This is a genomic window from Salinarchaeum laminariae (assembly GCF_023204835.1).
GTDB classification, from domain to species: domain Archaea; phylum Halobacteriota; class Halobacteria; order Halobacteriales; family Salinarchaeaceae; genus Salinarchaeum; species Salinarchaeum laminariae.
The window spans coordinates 755,338-772,505 of record NZ_CP096270.1 but is presented as its reverse complement, the minus strand read 5'-3'; the positions used below and the strand labels follow the sequence as shown (position 1 = coordinate 772,505).

Annotated in this window: 15 protein-coding genes; 5 read left to right on the top strand and 10 right to left on the bottom strand. The window is 67.4% G+C overall.

Annotated elements, in window-relative coordinates; genetic code table 11:
• The first annotated feature begins 440 nt into the window (after positions 1-440).
• Entirely contained in the window at positions 441-1,304 is an 864-nt protein-coding gene (locus tag MXF70_RS03640; RefSeq protein WP_248517528.1) for a DUF4097 family beta strand repeat-containing protein, read from the top strand.
• Positions 1,305-1,355: 51 nt separating this feature from the next.
• Positions 1,356-1,706: a hypothetical protein gene (locus tag MXF70_RS03635; RefSeq protein WP_248517526.1), complete on the top strand. Its 351-nt coding sequence runs from the start codon at positions 1,356-1,358 to the stop codon at positions 1,704-1,706.
• Between the two features lie 14 nt (positions 1,707-1,720).
• On the opposite strand, the gene MXF70_RS03630 is transcribed toward MXF70_RS03635, so the two are convergent.
• The 3 genes from MXF70_RS03630 to MXF70_RS03620 all read right to left on the bottom strand — a co-directional run bounded on the left by MXF70_RS03630 (position 1,721) and on the right by MXF70_RS03620 (position 4,247).
• The gene (locus tag MXF70_RS03630) at positions 1,721-2,755 is read right to left on the bottom strand and encodes a hypothetical protein (protein WP_248517524.1); all 1,035 of its coding nucleotides are present in this window, start codon (positions 2,753-2,755) and stop codon (positions 1,721-1,723) included.
• A gap of 251 nt (positions 2,756-3,006) precedes the next feature.
• Entirely contained in the window at positions 3,007-3,162 is a 156-nt protein-coding gene (locus MXF70_RS03625) for a hypothetical protein (RefSeq protein ID WP_248517522.1), read from the bottom strand.
• 2 nt (positions 3,163-3,164) lie between these two features.
• Positions 3,165-4,247 (bottom strand): hypothetical protein, encoded by a 1,083-nt coding sequence (locus MXF70_RS03620; RefSeq protein ID WP_248517520.1) that lies wholly within the window; start codon positions 4,245-4,247, stop codon positions 3,165-3,167.
• 188 nt (positions 4,248-4,435) lie between these two features.
• On the opposite strand from MXF70_RS03620, the gene MXF70_RS03615 reads away from it, so the two are divergent.
• Entirely contained in the window at positions 4,436-5,275 is an 840-nt protein-coding gene (locus MXF70_RS03615) for an alpha/beta fold hydrolase (protein ID WP_248517518.1), read from the top strand.
• Between the two features lie 27 nt (positions 5,276-5,302).
• Here the strand turns inward: MXF70_RS03615 and MXF70_RS03610 are convergent, their stop codons facing one another.
• The 7 genes from MXF70_RS03610 to MXF70_RS03580 form a co-directional block, all read right to left on the bottom strand.
• Entirely contained in the window at positions 5,303-5,803 is a 501-nt protein-coding gene (locus MXF70_RS03610) for a DUF8055 family protein (protein ID WP_248517516.1), read from the bottom strand.
• Positions 5,800-7,461: an FAD-dependent monooxygenase gene (locus MXF70_RS03605; RefSeq protein ID WP_248518356.1), complete on the bottom strand. Its 1,662-nt coding sequence runs from the start codon at positions 7,459-7,461 to the stop codon at positions 5,800-5,802. The genes MXF70_RS03610 and MXF70_RS03605 overlap by 4 nt, the downstream gene beginning before the upstream one ends.
• Before the next feature lie 49 nt (positions 7,462-7,510).
• Positions 7,511-9,190 carry an electron transfer flavoprotein subunit alpha/FixB family protein gene (locus MXF70_RS03600; RefSeq protein ID WP_248517514.1) on the bottom strand — a complete coding sequence of 560 codons (1,680 nt, stop codon included), beginning with the start codon at positions 9,188-9,190 and terminating at the stop codon, positions 7,511-7,513.
• A gap of 2 nt (positions 9,191-9,192) precedes the next feature.
• Positions 9,193-10,050, bottom strand: a complete 858-nt coding sequence (locus tag MXF70_RS03595; protein ID WP_248517512.1) for an electron transfer flavoprotein subunit beta/FixA family protein — start codon at positions 10,048-10,050, stop codon at positions 9,193-9,195.
• Between the two features lie 130 nt (positions 10,051-10,180).
• Positions 10,181-10,510, bottom strand: a complete 330-nt coding sequence (locus MXF70_RS03590) for a 4Fe-4S dicluster domain-containing protein (RefSeq protein WP_248517510.1) — start codon at positions 10,508-10,510, stop codon at positions 10,181-10,183.
• Positions 10,511-10,733: 223 nt separating this feature from the next.
• Positions 10,734-12,029 carry an LEA/WHy family protein gene (locus MXF70_RS03585; protein ID WP_248517508.1) on the bottom strand — a complete coding sequence of 432 codons (1,296 nt, stop codon included), beginning with the start codon at positions 12,027-12,029 and terminating at the stop codon, positions 10,734-10,736.
• A 105-nt stretch (positions 12,030-12,134) separates the two neighbouring features.
• The gene (locus MXF70_RS03580; RefSeq protein WP_248517506.1) at positions 12,135-12,995 is read right to left on the bottom strand and encodes a polymer-forming cytoskeletal protein; all 861 of its coding nucleotides are present in this window, start codon (positions 12,993-12,995) and stop codon (positions 12,135-12,137) included.
• 211 nt (positions 12,996-13,206) lie between these two features.
• Between MXF70_RS03580 and MXF70_RS03575 the strand changes: the two genes are divergently transcribed.
• A complete protein-coding gene (locus MXF70_RS03575) occupies positions 13,207-15,420 on the top strand; it encodes a CARDB domain-containing protein (RefSeq protein WP_248517505.1) in 2,214 nt (737 codons plus the stop codon).
• Positions 15,421-15,728: 308 nt separating this feature from the next.
• Complete coding sequence (locus MXF70_RS03570; RefSeq protein WP_248517503.1) at positions 15,729-17,156, top strand: hypothetical protein; 1,428 nt, start codon at positions 15,729-15,731, stop codon at positions 17,154-17,156.
• The last annotated feature ends 12 nt before the right edge of the window (positions 17,157-17,168 follow it).

Genomic DNA, 17,168 nt, shown 5'->3' with positions numbered 1-17,168 from the left:
TCCGCCTCCACCCGCTCTCCTTCTTCCACTTTCTCTACTCCCTCGTTTCCCTCTGTACCGCGCTCTTCCGGGTCCTCTTCCACGTCCGATTCGCCACTGGAAGGCGCCGTCCCCTCGCTATCGGTCGGTGAGTTCGTTGGGCCCTCCTCGTCGTCAGTCACTGCCGCGTCTAGTTGGTGCGGGCCAAAGTACGCGTCGCCTCGTCGAACCGCTCGCAGCCGGAGGAGGTAGTACCGATCTTGGCCTCTACCCGGAATCTTGCAGGGGCCGAAGAGATCTGCTACCGGCACAATCTCCAGTCGAAACGAAGGGGTCGGTGGGTGCGGTTCCTCTCCCGCCAGCTGCCGATCGGCGGCTATGTGAGGGAGTCCCACAAACGCAGCTTCAGAGTCAGAAACGCTCGTACAGGGTTTTATTACCGGCGTGTCGTATCGGAGGATATGACGACCTCTCGCCGTCGAATCCTCGCCGGCTGCGGCGGGCTCGCACTGAGCCTCACCGCCGGCTGTTCCTGGATCGAGCGGGACGAACACGCGAGCATCGACCGCCAGTACGACCCGACCTCGTTCCAGGCCGTGGCCGTCGAGGGCACCACCGGGTCGGTGTCGGTCACGACTGGGACTGCCTTTCGCGTTCACGGCGAGAAGCTGGCTGCCAGCGACGACGCTATCGACGCCCTCTCGCTGACTGAACGCCGCGACGGCGACCGTCTCGTCCTCGAGACCTCCATCGGCGACGGTCCCTGGCTGACGGGCTGGTGGCGCCAGCCGCGGTTCGATCTGGAGATCGAGGTGCCCGCAAGCGTCCGGGTGGAGCGAACCCAGACGGCCAACGGCGACATCGAGATCACGTCCGTCGCGGGGCCGATAACGGCTCGTGCGGACACTGGGGACGTCTACGTCTCGGACGTGAACGGTGCCGTCGACGCCGGGACGGACACGGGGGACGTCATCGTCCGGGACGTCGACGCACCGATCAGCGCACAATCGGAGACGGGATCGATCACCGCCGACGGCGTGGTACAGGACGTCCGAACGGACACGGGCGCGGTGGAGACGACCGTTCGGGGGCTGGAGGGGCAGCCGTCGATCGTCTCCGAGACCGGCGACGTCTCTCTCGCGATCGAATCGTCTCTCGACGCGACTGTGTCGGTGACCTCCGACACGGGCGAGCTCACGACCCACGGCAGCGGGTTCGCCGACGTCGAGCACTCCGAGATCGGCGGGACCGTCGTCGTCGGTGACGGGGGCGACCAGATCGAGGTCGCGACGGACACGGGCAGCGTCTCGATCGTGACGATCTGACCTGCGTCCGGAGCGCGGAAGCTTTAGGCTCGGGCGACGCAGGGATCGAGCGTGAAGCGATACGAGACAGAGGTACGCGACGGCGTCCTCCACCTCGAGACGCCAGACGGCTGGATCGAGGTCGGCGAGATGGACGACGTCTGCGAGCTGATCGGCGGTGAGACGTACACGCTCCAGTACGACTCTCGCCAGCGCCAGGTCGGCTGGCTCGACACCGACGAGGACGGCCAGCTCAGCTTCGAGGTCCGCGAGACGATCCGGGAGACCACCTTCGACGACGAGTTCGTCGACGGCATCGCCGACGCATCACTCGAGGCGTCCACCGACGACGGCTATCCGAAGCGCACCGCGCGCTTCGCCAGCGCGCTCACCTCGATCTGGGACGCGAAGGGGCAGATGTAGCGCCGCCCCAGCGGCTACCCGAACTGGAGCTCCCACTCGCCTACGGTATCGACGACGATCCAGGAGACGCCAGACTGGCTGACGCGGCGCTCCGCGCCGTCGACCTGTCCGAGTTCGTTGAACACGAGGGCGCCGTCGAGCTGTGAGGTTCCATTCTCCGCCCAGAGCCACACCTGGAAGTTCGACTCTCCGGTGTAGTTCCCGGTGACTATCACGCTGTCCTCGAAACGCACGGGACCGAGGACGGCGGATCCGTTGCCGCTCGCGATCGCCGGCGCGTCGGTGACGCTCGTCGCGTTGGTGGCATTCGTCGGTTCGGTGTCGTTCGTTTCTGGCCCGTCGCTCTCTGTCCCGTTCGTCTCGTTCGCGGTCCCACTCGCGCCCGTTCCGTTCGCGGTCGCGTTCGCCCTCGCCTCGAGCACGGCCGTTGCGTTGGGCTGCACGAGCGTCACGTTCCAGTTTCCGTCGGCCACCACCTCGAGCGAGTAGTTGCCGGCCGAGATCGGTGCGGCAGTCGCCCCCTCGATCGTGCCGATCTCGTTGACGAGAAGCGTCTCTCGTTCGTCGGACGACTCGTTCCAGAGCCACATCTGGACGTTCGAGTCGCCGTCGTGGGCGTAGCTGACGACGAGGAGCCCGTCGTCGAGCGCCACTGGATCGGTGACGGTCTGTCCCTCTCCGTGCAGTTCGATCGGCGCGTCGTCGGCGCCGGTGGCGTTGGCTGGATCGATCGGCGAGAGCTCCGTGGGCGTGGACCCGTTCGCGGACTCGTTCGCCGAGTCGGTGGTCGCGTCGTCGTCCTGAGCGCCCGCGACCACGCCGAGGTGATCCGCGGCCTCAGCGTCGACGAGATCAGTGGCAGCGTGAGCGGCTGATACGTCGGAACTGGCCCCGACGGTCGGTTGGGCAGCGGGACTCGCTGCCGGAGCAGCGGGAACCGCTGTGAGTGCGAGGCCGCTCACGGCTACGAGCGCGACCAGTACGACGACTGCCGCGGCACTCCGCCGGACCGCTCGAGCGAACCGGTCGGTGGTCGGTCTGTACGCCATAGTTCTTCGAGGGCCCGCAGTCGCTTTACCAGTCTCCGGTTACTGCGATCCTGGAAACGCCGCTGGTCCTTGCGTCGTCCGCGCCGATCTGACCGTGCGATCGACGGTCGGCTTACCGATTCGGATCGGGACGTCGGAAACCGCGTGCGGGCAGTCGCTTCACCGAGCGTACCGATCGGTAACGTGTCCTCGAGCTTTCCGGACGCGTCGCCCTCTCCGGACTCGTCCCCCCGGTCGAACCACCGTTTCGATCAGTTCTGGAGAATCTCCCGGTACTGGTGGAGCAGCTCCTCGTCGGGGTCACCGTCGTAGCGGACGGGTCCATCGAGGACGACTAGCAGCACGATCGGTGCGAGATTCCGCCGGACCGTGATCGCCTCTTTGTAGAGCAGGGCGATCAGATCCACGGTTACTGCGAGTCGGCGGCGTCGATCAGCGTCTCCACGTCGGATGCGTAGTTGAACACGACGTGAGCGCCGTTTTGCTCGACCGACAGATGCTGGAGCGCGTCTGGTGCCTCCTCGCTCTGGCCGGCCTGCGCCGTGAGAATCGAGGCCGCGGCCGAGAGCTGCGTCGCGTAGTTCTCGTTGCTCATCGTCACCTGCGCCTCCAGGCCGAGTTCGCCGTCCTCGGTGTAGTAGGTCCCCGTCAGGACCTCCATATTCTGTGCGACGTCGGCGCCCATTCCCGTCTGGTCCTCGCCGGTGTTCTCGGGAACGGTCATCGTGACGGTAGCGTAGCCGTCGCGGGTACTGTTGTAGGCGTCACGCAGGGTACCCGACAGTGCGTCCCCGTCGGCGTACGCGACGTCGAGGGTGTCTTCGACGCTCGATTCGACGCCCAGCACGTACGCGCCATCACCGAGGACGCCGAGGTAGAGTGGGTCCTCCGCAGATTCGGCGTCGTTCGTCAGTTCGTAGAAGACGCCGGACTCCTCGTACTCCAGCGCCTCGATGTGGATGGTGTCGTTGGATTCGACCGCGCCGGTCAGCTCCGCGGTCGTCCAGTCTGTGTTCGCGATGAGTCCGAACTGCTCGTCGGCGTTCGCGTCGTCGACGGAGCCGGGGACCTCGTCGTACTCTCCGAAGTAGATCGCCTCCTCGAACTCGCGCGGGTCGAGTCCGGTCGAGGATTCGAACTCGTCGAGTGATTCCTGGAACTCCTCCTGATCGACGTCTTCGGCTTCCTCACTCACTTCCTCTTCCTCTTCGGCCTGTTCGCTGCCAGCTTCGAGGAACGCCTGGGTCGTCGCGTCCTGCGTGACCGACGTGTTCACGTGGACGAGCAGGTTCTGCTCAGCGGGAACGTGATCGATCAGGGAGACGCCGGGGAGCGCCACGTCAGTATCGTTCGTCGTCGGATCGGTTCCGTTGCCGCCACTGTCGCTGATACCTGCACAGCCCGCGCCGGCGACCAGGCCGAGGACGAGCACTGCGATGGCAAGTGTCCGGATCGTCGATCCATCCGGGAGCCACGAACGGCGATTTCTCATATGATGCGCTGAATACGTCTTCGGAATATAAGTCTGATCACTCCCAGACGGCGAGTCGAAGGGGTCCAGACGACAGCATCACCTCAGACCGAACGCACGGTGCTCTATGAGTCCAGCATCGTTCCATTTCCCGTACCGCATCGGGGGTATCCAGAGCTTTTTGCACAGTCCGTAACCACGACGAAGTAATGGAACCCGACGAGCCAGAGCCACTGCCCGAGGGCTGGACGGCGGGCACGGTCCACGCCAACGGCATCGACGTTCACTACACCAGAACGAGCGACGGCACGACGGCGAAGCCCCCGCTCGTCGTCTGCCACGGCGTCTTCGACGACGGCCCCTGCCGCACCCCGCTCGCCCGGGATCTCGAAGACGAGTTCGACGTGGTGCTCCTCGACGCTCGCGGGCACGGCCGCACCACGGTCACCGCCGAGGGCTACGGGATGGAAGATCGCGTCGCGGACCTCATCGGCGCGATCGACGCCCTCGCCCTCGACAATCCGGTTCTGTTCGGCCATTCGATGGGTGGCGACACAATTGCCGCGACCGCTGCAGCCCACCCCGATCTCCCGCGGGCTGTCGTGATGGTCGACCCTGCCGGCATGCTCGATCACGAGGAGTCACCCCAGGAGGCGGCCGCGTGGGCGAGCGAGCGGATCGAGTGGTGGCACGACCGCTCGAAGGAAGCGCTCCTCGAGGAGGACGACGAACTCCGCGGGCACGTCGAGGCCGGTGAGGAGCTCCTCGCCCGCCTGATCGCGGACGCACGCCTCCGGGTCAGCCCCCACATCACTGCCGTCTTCGAGGCCGGGTGGATCGAGCCGAGCGAGCGCTATCCCGAGATCGAGGTGCCGACGCTCGTTCTCAAAGCCGACGCCGCCGACGCTGGCCGTGAACGCGACGAGGCCAACGCCGAGTATCTCACTGACGGGAAACTCGTCCACGTCGACGGAACCGGTCACACCGTGTTCAGGGACGACCGGAAAACGGCGACGCAGGCGCTCCGAACGTTTCTCGATTCGGTCTGACCGAACCGCTCCACTGCGACGCCGCTGCTATCGCTCCGGAACGTCCGTCAGCAGCTGTGCCACGTCGCGAACGTTGTGCGTCGAGACGAACAGCTCGGCGGCCTCGCGCACGCTAAAATCGACCGACATTTCCTCCCCGTAACACCGCGCGTAGAGTTCGAGCCAGGTGTTGAGCGCCGCCTCCAGCCGGTCGTGGTGTGGATTCCCGAGCTGCGCGTGGGCGCCGCGGCGATCCACGTAGACGGCCAGCACCGGCCAGAGTCCGTGTCGACAGTAGGCCATGGCGCGCAGTTCGGGGACGTCGGGTGTCTCGAACGCATCGCGTGCCTCTTCGGCGATTTCGGCGAGGTCGTCGACACGGGCCTGGAGCCCGTCGGCTGTCCCGCGTAGTACGTCGCGGCCGGTATCGGTCGCGTCCGGCACGCCCGGTGGCGGCGGAGGCGTCTCCGCGTCGCTGTCCTGGCTGCCGCCTCCGCTGTCGCCGTTCGCTGTCGCCGCCTCGCTCCCCGGCGACGGGCCGTCGCTCATCCCTGCTTGAACTCGACGCCCTTGCCGCCGGCGGGGTGTTCCCAGTGCGTGTCGGCGACGACCGCACACGTCCCGCACTCGACGCAGGGCTGCGTGTCGAGGCTAACCACGCGCTCTTTGCTGCCGTTGCTCTCGACGGTCTCCGAGCGGTAACACCCGCCGCCGAAGTCCTCTGCCGAGACCGGACAGGCTGTGACGGCCGTGCCGCTGGCCTCGTAGGAGTTGTCGAGCACCTCGATGTGGGGATCGCCCACGTCGTAGGTGAGATCGCCGATGCGGTCGGCGAGGTCCGGCGGTTCGATCTCGTTGTCCGCGGAGACTGGCTCCCCGAGAACGTCGCCGATCACGGTCGGGACCGTGACGTAGGAGATCTTCGTGTCGGGGATCATCCCGAGCACGAACGGGGAGTTGAAGGACTTCTCTAACAGTCCGTCGAACGTCTTGACCCCGAAACGGCCGATGGGGGAGTTCATCACCGCCGAGCCGATCGACGTCGCGATCGAGCTCTCCGAGAGCCAGCTGGTCGCCTCGTAGCGAGTCGGTCGCAGCTGGTCCATCACGCCCTCTCCCTCGAGTTTCTGCTCGTAGAGGTCGCCCGCCAGAGTCGGATCGCCGCGCGTCTTGGCGTCCTGGAACGCCTCCGCGGCGAGCCCGCCGGCGGAGACGGCGTGGTTCATCCCCTTGATGATCGGGCCCTGGGCCTGCATCTGGCCGGCGGCGTCGCCGACGAGCAGCAGGCGTCCAGAATGTGGCGATGGGTTCGCGACCTTCTTCGAGTCCGGCACCAGCTTCGCGGAGTACTCGAGTTCCTCGTACTCGCCCTGGAACCACTGGTCGAGCAGCGGATGCGTGAGCAACGCGTCGAGGAGATCCTGTGGCTCCGCGCGTTCCTCGGCGATCGAATCGAGGTGGAACACGGTCCCGATCGACAGCGAGTCCTCGTTCGTGTAGAGGAACCCGCCGCCCCGGACGCCCTCGAAGAGGTCCCCCGAGAACAGGTGCGCAGCACCGTCGTCGGGGCCGTCGAGGTCGAAGCGCTCCTCGATTGTCTCGCGGTCCATGTCGACGACGGCCTTGACGCCCTGGAACCAGTCCTCTGGCTCGTCCCAGTTCATCAGCCCGGCGTCGCGAGCCAGTTCGGAGTTGACGCCGTCGGCCGCGACGATGACGTCGGCCGTGATCGGGTCGAGCTCGTCGCAGGTGACGCCAACGATCTCGCCGCCCTCTCGGAGCAGTCCGTTGACCCGGACGTCGGTCAGCAGGCCGCCGCCGGTCTCGCGTGTACGTTCGTGGACCCGATCGGCGAGCCACGAGTCCATCTCTCGGCGGAGCACCGCGTCACACCACTCGGTGCCGCCGTGGTGGATCTCCTCGAGGTCGAAACTCGCGACCTTGTTCCCCGAGACGTTGTGCATCTTGTACTCCTCGGCAGGTCGTTCGGTTGCCTCCTCGCGGAAATCGGGGAACAGATCGTCGATGGTGTAGGGCGCCGCCTCCTCGGCGTAGATTAGCCCGCCCGAGACGTTCTTCGAGCCGGCGTCGACCCCCCGTTCGAGCACGAGCGTCTCGACGTCGTTCTCGGCCAGTGCTGCTGCCGCCGCGGCGCCGCCGGGGCCACAGCCCACGACGATCGCCTCGTAATGTTCGTGCTCACTCATGGTGGATTCCCCGCCGTCGGTCCGCACGGCTGCACTGTCGTTCGCGTCCTCAGTCATCGTCACCACCTCCGGCCGGCACCGCGCCGAAGTTCTGGAGTGCCGCGTCGACGCTCCCCGATTCGACGGCTTCCGTGAACGCCGGCAGCACGTCGAAGAGGTCGCCGTGGATGTAGTAGTCCGACCAGTCGCGGATGTCCGCGTGCTCGTCGGTGTTGATCGCGACGATCGTATCGGACTCCTCACAGCCCACCTTGTGCTGGATCGCACCGGAGACGCCCGCCGCGATGTAGAGGGTCGGTTCGACCTCCTGGCCGGACTCGCCGATCTGGCGATCCTCGCCGGTGTACTGCTCGACGTGGCCGTCGAACTGGAAGGAGGAGGTGATCACGCCGCGAGTGAGCCCGAACGCACCGTCGTCGAACGTCTCCGAGAGCTCGACGCCGAGCTCGATTCCCTCCGTCGGATCGCGGTCGATCCCCCGCCCGACGCAGACGACGACCTCGTGGTCGGTGAGGTCGACGCCGCCCTCGAGTCGGTCGTGGTCGGTGACTTCGACGTCGAGCCACGACTCGTCGAGATCGAAGCTGTGCTCGACGACCTCGCCCTCGCGCTCGGGGTCGGGATCGGGGAGCTCGAACTTGCCCGGGATCACCGACGCGCCCTGCGGGTGGAACTCCCGTCGCGGGGAGTCCAGACACAGGATCGTCGAGTACTCGAACCCGGAGAAGTCGGGACGGGGCATGTGGAGGACGCGCTCGAACTCCACCTTGTCCTTCGCGCCGGTCTTGACGGGGTTCGAGATGACCTCGTTCTCGATGTAGAGGTCCGAACAGTCCGAGGCGAGCCCCGAGTCGAGTTCGGCCTGCACGAGCGCGGAGAGGTCCCGGCCGTTGTGCGTCGCCGGGAAGATGGCGTAGCGCGGCTCGTCGTAGTCGTGCCAGTCCGCCTCGGGTCGGTCCTCGCGACCGTAGGGGTGCCCGGCGCCCCGCGCCATATCGCAGTACACCTCGGCGTAGGGTTTGTGTCGGAACCGCCCAAGTCGCTCGTCCTCGTAGAAGACGGCGAGGTCGGCGCCGTACGCGACCGTCTCCTCGGCGATCGACTCGGCCTCGTCGCCGATGACGACCGCGACGACTTTCTCCTCCTCGTCGTAGTCCTCGTTGTAGCCGTCCATCAGCTCGCGAGCCTTCCCGAGCATCTCCTTCGAGACGTCGAGCAGCTCGCCGTGCTGGGTCTCGCAGTACACCCACATGTCGCGGTACTCGCCGTCCTCGAGCGCGCGGACGTGCTTCTTGTCCGCCGTCGGGTGGTCGAGCTCGGGGTGGGCCTCCTCCGGCGGAAGGATCTCCTCTTCCTCACCGTCGTCGTCGCTGCCCTGGACGGAGTCAATGCGCTGCTGCACGAGGCGTTTCACGGAGTCCCGATTCTCGCCGCTCTCCTCCTGTTCGAGCAGCGCCTCGAGCTCCTCGACCTCGTCGATGTCCCGAATCAGGTTCCCGACGTCGGCGGCGGTCTTCTCGCTCAGGTCGACGGCGCCCGCGTCTTCGGGCTCCTCGTCTTCGGCTTCGAGCGTCTCGATCCGGCTCTCGATGAGCGTCTTGACCGGCGTGCGGTCCTCGCCACTCTCCTCCAGCTCGAGCATCTCTCGGAGTTCATCGGCGTCCTCGACCTGGTTGACTTTGGGGCCGAGGTCGGAAATCTCGTGCTCGGTGGGATCGATCTCCGGCATCGTCAGTCACCCTCCGCGGCGTACTGCGTAATTTCTCCGAGAACCTCGCGCATCCCCTCCTCGTCCTCGGCCTCGATCACGGTGGCCTCGCGCTCGTCGGGTGCCTTCGGAATGGGATCGACGCCGGAGACGATCGTCGGCGAGCCGTCGAGTCCGATGTAGTCGGGATCGAGGTTGAGCTCTTCCTGACTCCAGACGGTGAGGTGGTCGTCGGCGTTTTTGACCCGCTCCTGGGTCTCCTCCCGGAGGTCCTTGTGCCGGAGACGGTGCTCGGCCTTTCGGTAGACCGGCTCGAACTCGGGATCGGTGACGATCGCGCACGGAAGCGGCGCCTCGACGGTCTCGATCTCGCTGACGTCGCCCTTGACGAGCCGTTTCGCGCGGACGGTCTCGGCCTCGGGATCGACGTCCATCGAGATGACGTGCGTAATCAGCGGTCGGTCGAGCGCCCAGCAGGTCTGCGGGCCGGTGTGGCCAGTCTCCCCGTCGGCGGTCTTGAAGCCCGCAAAGACGATGTCGGGCGTCTCGTCCATCTGCTCGATCCCCGTCGCGACGGTGATCGCCGTTGCCCAGGTGTCCGCGGCGGCCATCTCCCGGTCCGAACAGAGGTAGAGTTCGTCGGCGTAGACGGACTCCATCCCTTCCTCGAGAATATCCTGATAGCCCGGCGGCCCCATGCTCATCAGGCCGACGGTGCCGCCCTGCCGGACTTTGGTCTGGAGGGCTGCTTCGAGCGCCTGTTCGTCGTTCGGGTTCATCACGGTGGGTGTGTCCCCCCGTTCGAGGTGGCCGTCCTCGTCGAAGGAGACGGCGCCCTCGCTGAAGTCCGGTACGCCTTTCGTGAGTGCGAGTAGCTTCATGTGTGGATCTGGAAATGGTGGGTCGGCCGCCCCGCGATACGGAGCGTCCGAGTACTCAGCGCGCCGTCTGCGTCTCGGCGACGCCGACGGCATCGCTCGCTGACCGCACTTCTCGCCGCTCCTGTGGTGCTCACTTGCGTCCCGCCCGCCCGGCGTCCACGTCGATGGCGTCTACGGGACAGACGTCGACGCAGAGCATACAGTCGATACACTGCTCCTCGTGGGTCGGATCGGCCTTGATCTCGCTCTCGGGGTGATCCGGCGAGTCGACCCACTCGAAGACGTCCACGGGACAGTCCTCCAGACACGCGCCGTCGGCGATGCAGATGTCGAAGTCCACGGCGACGTGGGTGCCGTGGATGCCCAGTTCGTCGGGCTCCTCGACTGGCCCCCAGACGTCGTGGCCCTCGTGCTCCTCGACGACTTCGCGGTTCTCCTCGAAGTTCGGGTCTATGGCCATTGCTGACTAGGATCGGGGCCAGCGATCACTTAAAACCCTCGCAGCGTCATACCATACCACACCTGGTCTGCCCCCAGCACGGCGGCCGCGTACACCGGACGCGTGATGCGTCTCGCAGACGTTTCGCCCGTTCCCGGGTGAGCGCCTCCTCACCCGTCGGTTCCGGAGATAACTGCACCGAAAGCAATGCGCTGGCTCCTCGCGCGCCCCGCCGCGCACTGCATCAACCGAGAATACCGGATCCGTCGTCGTCCGAATCGGTGCCGTCCGTTCCACCGGTGACGCCGGTCAGGTTCCCGTCGTCACCGGACCCATCGGTCACGTTCGACCCGTCTCCGAAACCGTCCGTCACGTTCCCGTCGTCGCCGCCGGACCCATCGCCGCCCACCAGGCCGTCGCCGTCGTCGGGCGCGTCCTCGGGCGGCACGCCGACCTCGCCCCCTTCGTCGAAGATGTCAGTCCCGATCCACTCGCCGTAGCCCAGCTCGTCGAGCGGGACGGTCGTCGTCTGGCCGCTCGGTAGCTCGACGACGGCGGTGAACTCGATCCGGAAGCGGGTGACCTGGTGCCCGTAGACGGACTCGTTCAGGTGGGAGACCCACCACTCGTCGAGTCGTCGGTTCTGGATCGCCGCCGACGCCTCGAGCGTGTTGGTGGCGCCGCCGGTGACGACGAATGGGTCCTCCGTCGCGCCCTCCGCAAGGAGCACGTCGTTCATGGACACGTCGTACCGGAGTTCGGAGATTGCGTACGGCTCCGTGTTGGGATTGAACATCTCGAACTCCATGTTCAGCGGCGTCTCCGTCGTCGAGGCGGTACCCCAGCTGGCGTCGGTCTCCGTCACGATCAGGAGTGGATCGTCGACGATCGGGAGGTTCCCGTCGATCGGTCGATCCTCCTCGGAGGCGAACGAGCCGAGGACGTCCGTCTGGATCTGCTCCTCGCTGGTGAACGTCTTGCTCTGCCCGATCGTGCTGGAGGACACTTTCGTGTCGACGACGACGTTCGTCCGCTCGCCGTTGTTGACGTGGCTCGCCCACCACGGCGAGATCCGGTCGTTGTAGAGCGTCGTCTCGACGTTCATCGTGGAGTTCCCCGTCCCGATCGAGATCCCCTTCTTCGTCCCGTTTGCCACCCCGACGTCGTTCATCCGGATCTGGTAGTCGGCGGTCACGCCACCCAGCGAGATGCCGACCGGATTGGGGTTGTTGACCGTCAGGTTCGTCTCGATGATCGTCGTCTCCTCGGTCACGGTGCCGACGTCGTTCTCCATCGCGGCGACCTCGGGCGCGCCGATGACGCCGAGGAGGAACGCTGCGCCGGCGAGGCCGACCAGCCCGAGAATCGCAAACAGCGCGATCCGGAGCTTCGAGGCGAACACGACGCCACCGACGCTGCCAGCGACGCGGCTCGCGACCCCTCCGTCCTCGGCAGCCTCGTCGCTCGCCTGTGTCTCCGGACTCGGCGGCGAGGGCGGCCCATCGGCAGCCTCCGCCGACGCTGACGCGTCGTCCGCCATACTACGCGAAGTCAGCCGCTGGTCGTGTAAAAGACTGCTGGGCAGATGTGCCGGCCCAGAATCGACCGCTACACGAGCACCCTCGCGAACCGTAGCGCTGGTTCCTCAGTCGCTCGGTCGCGGCAGCGTTGCGTCCTCGACGATCGTGACTTCGCCGCTGGCGCGCATCGTGCCGTCGACGTCCGCACCGCTGCTCACGGCGAGATCCGAGCAGGCGACGTCGCCGAGCACGCGAGCGCCGTCGTCCAGCGAGACGGTGCCGTCCCGGGTCGATACGTCGCCGTGGATCGTGGTGCCGTCACCGACCACGACGTCGCCTTTCGCCCGGAGGCTGCCGAACACGTCGTTGTCCTCGCCGACGACGATCTCGGTCGCCCGGACGTTCCCGTGGAGTCGGCAGTCGTCGCCGATGCGGGCCGGCGTGTCGGTCTGCCAGCTCTCGTCGCCGACGCGGGCGCCCCGCGGGATGACGAGGGGCTCGGCCTCGATCGAGTCGCTCTCGGTGAGGCTGCCAACGAGCTCCTGGGCGGCGTCCTCCTCGCCCATCCGCAGCAGCTGGGAGAGGTAGACGAACAGGAAGACGATCGTCGGCATCGGGTTGCGGATGACGATCCAGCCGTTGGCCTCGAACCCCTCCTCGATCTCGACGTCGTCGCCGATGTCGAGGTCGCCAGCGACCTTCAGCTCGCCGTCGACGTGGACGCGCTCGCCGAGGTAGGCGTCCCGGCCCACCAGCACGTTGCCGGCGACGTCGGCCCACATGTCCAGCCGACAGTCGGCTTCCGCCTCGATGTCGCCGCCGAACTGGGTGCCTTCGCCGGCGAGCACGTTTCTGCCCCGGACGCCGAACTCGACAGTGCCGCGGCCACCGACGATGACGTCGCCGTCGGTGACGAGATCGTGCTCCTCGACGGTCGTCCCGTCAGGAATCACGAGTTCGTCGAGTGGTCGGTTCCGGAGCGCCATACACGAAGGTGGGATCCCACGATAATAAACGGCCGTCAGACACCCGTATGACGCAGCCCGGTTCGGCGGCGCCCGCCGTGGCTACGTGGCTCACCCGGGAGTGACGGGGTGAACCGACGGCTACCGGCGGCGTAGCCAACTGCTTCTTTTCACCCGAACCGACGACCGCCTGCCAATGCGGTTAATGCGGTCGCCCTCCGAGCGAATCCTCATGCAGCGACGAGTGCAGTCGGGCGATCGAGACCGGCGACTCCGGGCGTCCGTTTGCGTCGCTCTCGTAGTCTCGCTGGCGATCGGTGGCGGCGTCGCGGTCGCGGCGGTCGGTGGCGCCGGTGCGTCCGCGCCAGGCGGTCACGCCGTCTCCGCCACTACTGCTCCAGACCTCCCAACCTCCGCCACCGCTTCACCGGCGCTGGAAACTGCTTCCCTCTCACCAGCGGTCAGATCCAGCAGCTCCAGCGGCTCCACTATTTCCACCAGCTCGACCAGCACCACTGCCACCAGTTCTACCGCCAGCTCGACTCGCCTCAGTCCGTCGTCGACTGCGGTTCAGTCGGGTGGTTCGATCGTCGAGCGCGTCGAGTACAGCCTGCTTCCGGCTCAGCCCGATCGCGTCGAGGCCCGGATCAGCTACGAGATCCCCGACGACGTTCAGTCGCTGAGGTTCGGGATCGTTTACGGCGAGTACGAGATCGCCGGGCTCGACGGGTTCACCGAGACCGACGAGGGGACCTTCGAGTGGGACGGCACGGGTTCCGGTGGGACCGTTACGATTCGCCACGATGTCTCCGAGAGCTTCCGCGAGGGTGACGGAACCGGCACGTACGTCGGCGGCACCGCGGACTGGGCCGTCGTCACCCGGCCACAGACTCGTACGACGTGGAGCTACAGCACCACGAACCCCGGACTCGCCTACGAGATGGCACCTGCCGGCGAGGGGTACGCGGGCGATCGCTTCGCCTTCCTGGGGCCGTACGAGCTCCACACGGAGACGGTCGGCGGCGAGCAACTCTCGCTCGTCGTCCCCGACGCCGCGGATCCGGCATCCTCGCCGACCGCGATCCTCGATTCGGTGGCCTACGCCAGCGAGCAGCTCCACTTCGGCGACACAAACCGCAACGACGAGGTCGTGCTGATCGCGGCGCCGACAGACGGGGTCGACTGGAGCCCGCCCGGCCTGGCCATCGGCTCCGACGCCCGCATCAGCGCCGACGCCGGCGTCGACGACCCGCTCAACATCTGGGTGCACGAGTACGTCCACACCCGACAGTACCGCGACGCTGACCGTTCCGGCGGTGACGCCATCGCCGACGACGCCCACTGGCTGATCGAGGGCAGCGCGGAGTATTACGCCGCGTTGACGAGCTACGAGCAGGGACTGATCGACTTCGAGACGTTCCAGGCCGTGCTCGAACGCGGGACCCAACCGCCCGCCGCCGACGCCGTCCTCGCCGACCGCTCCACCTGGGCGAGCACCGACGCCGAGTACGAGAAGGGCGCGCTCGTCGTCGGAGCGATCGACCGCCAGCTCCGCGCCGCGACCGACGGCGAGACGACCTTCCAGGCTCTGATGGAGCGGTGGAACACCGCGGGCACCTTCTCCGGTGACGATCTCGAATCGGCGGCCGGGGAGCTGGGCGGCGACTCCGTCGAGTCGTTCGTCGAGACGCACACGCGAACGGACGCGACGCCCTCCGTCTGGGACCGCGATACCCACGAAGCGCTGTTCACCGTCGAACAGTCCCGGTTCGAGTACACCGTGATCTCCGACCCGCCGCTGTCGGTCGCCAGCCCCTACAGGACGGGCGAACTCGGCGATACGCTCGCCGTCGGGGAGAACGTCACGACGCGCATCCGGATCGAGAACGTCGCCGACGCCGGCGGCAACTATCGCGCGACGATCACCGTCGACGGCCAGGTGCTGGCAGCGGCGACCGGCACGCTCGCCCCCGGGGAAACCGCGACGGCAAATCTCACCGCCCAGATCGACCAGACCGGCGACGTCAGGATCGTCGCTGGCGACTACGCCCGCACCGTCACCGTGGTAGAGCCAGCGACTCCCGCCGTCGAGGAGCTCCATGTCACGCCACAGCCGGCGGTCGCTGGCGACAGCGTCGACGTCGTCGCCACCGTCTCGAACCCGACGAACGCTCCCGCGGACGGGACGATCACGATCCGCGCCGACGGCGAGGTGATCGGCAGCGAACGGGTCCGTCTCGCTCCGGGCGGAAACGACACCGTCGCGATCACCACCACGTTCGAGAGCACCGGGAGCTACGAGATCACTGCTGGCAACCTCTCCGTCGCGGTCACCGTAGAGGATCCCGGCCCGCTCGATCTCGTGCCGCCGGTCGCGATCGCGGTCGTCGCGATCGCGCTGTTCGCCGGCGTCCTCGGATTCGCAGTCGTTCGACGGCGCCTCTGAGCGGATGCGGCGGTCCTGAGGTGTTCGACCGATTTGCGCGATCTGGCTGCCTTCTGCGATCCCGCTTATTTCTCTGATCCGGCTACTGTCTGCGATTCGGCTGTGATCCGCGATCGCCAGCTAACGTTCGACGGCTGCGGGCGACCCGGGAGGACTGCGACGACGTTCACTAACCGTCAGATCAACCGATAACGTCCCTCCTACGGCAGTTCCCGGCTTCCGGCGGGCGACGGTCGAGCGCAGAATGGGTTCCGTACCTCGCCGCATGCGCTCTATTACAATGCGAAAATCCCCCCAACAGCCGGTTCATGGCAGGGCGATCCGCGTCAGACAGAACGATCGCCCGACCGGGGACGGTCGCTCGCGAGGAGACCGATCGACCGTCCGCTCCGGAAGAGACGGACGCAGGCGCCAGCGCTCGCGACGAGGGCGCCCCGACCGTCGTCGAACGAACCGTCTATCGCAACGGTGACGCCGACGACGCGGTCGACCTCGCGATCGTCTACGAGATCCCCGAGAGCGTCTCGAAGCTCGCGTTCTGGATCGAGCGGCCACAGGTCACCGTCGTCGCGACCGACGGATTCGACCCCAGCGACGTCGAGGGGTACACCTGGCAGGGAGCCGTGGACGGGCCGGCGTTCGAGTGGGACGGCACCGGCGACCGAGCGACCGTCCTCCTGCGACAGCCCGTCGACGCGACGCCGGCGACCTACGGCGCCGGCGCCGACGACTGGGCGCTCTGTCTACGCCCTCGAACTCACACGCGCTGGCGCTACCGTGGCACCGAGCCGCGGATCGACCGGGCGGCGTCCGTCCGTGGCACCGGCACCGCCGGTGAGCAGTTCGCCTTCCTCGGCGCGTACGAGTGCGAGCAGCGTCGCGTTCCGCCCGCTGCGCCGATCGACGACCGATCGAGACTCGCCGGGAGCGGACGGTCGGCCGAGATGGTGCGCCTCGTCGTCCCGACCGCTGCGACGCTCGCTGCGGGCCCGGATCGCGTTCTCGACTCGCTCGTCGCCGCGAGCACCCGCCTGGCCGTCGGCGGTCGAAACGACGTCGTGACGGTGTTCGTTGCACCGACGGAGGGCGTGACCTGGGCCCATCGCGGGCTTTCCCTCGGCCCGGACGCGCGCGTCAACGACGCCGCACCACTGGCGGCACCGACGAACATCTGGGTCCACGAGTACGTCCATACTCGCCAGGATCGCGAGGCGGTCACCCCCGCGACGGAGTGGCTGCTCGAGGCGACCGCTGAGTACTACGCCGTGACGCAGGCGTTCGAGCGCGGTGCGATCGGATTTCAGGAGTACCGCACCGTCCTCGAGCGCGGGGTCGAGGGCCAGCCGGCCGGCGCGGTCCTCGCCGATCCGACGACGTGGGCCGACGACGCCCAGTACCGCAAAGGCGCGCTCGTCGTCGCGGCGCTGGACCGCCGAATCCGCGCGGCGACCGGCGGCGAGCGGACGTTTCAGTCGGTGCTGTCGGCGTGGACTGCTGCGGCGCCGGGGAGCTTCGACGCCGCCGCGTTCGCCGACGCCGTCGAGGCCGCTGGCGGTCCGGCAGCCCGAGCGGCAGCGGTCGCCTACACCCAGCGTCCCACCGCGCCCAGCTGCTGGAGCGGTGCTGCTCACGCGGCTGCGTTCGACGTCTCGCCGGCCGACTGCGGCGTCGAGAGCGCGCGGGCTGGTGAGGTCGCGCTGGGAGACGGCGGTTGCGATCTGGCTCGGTCGGACTAGCGCCGGCACTGG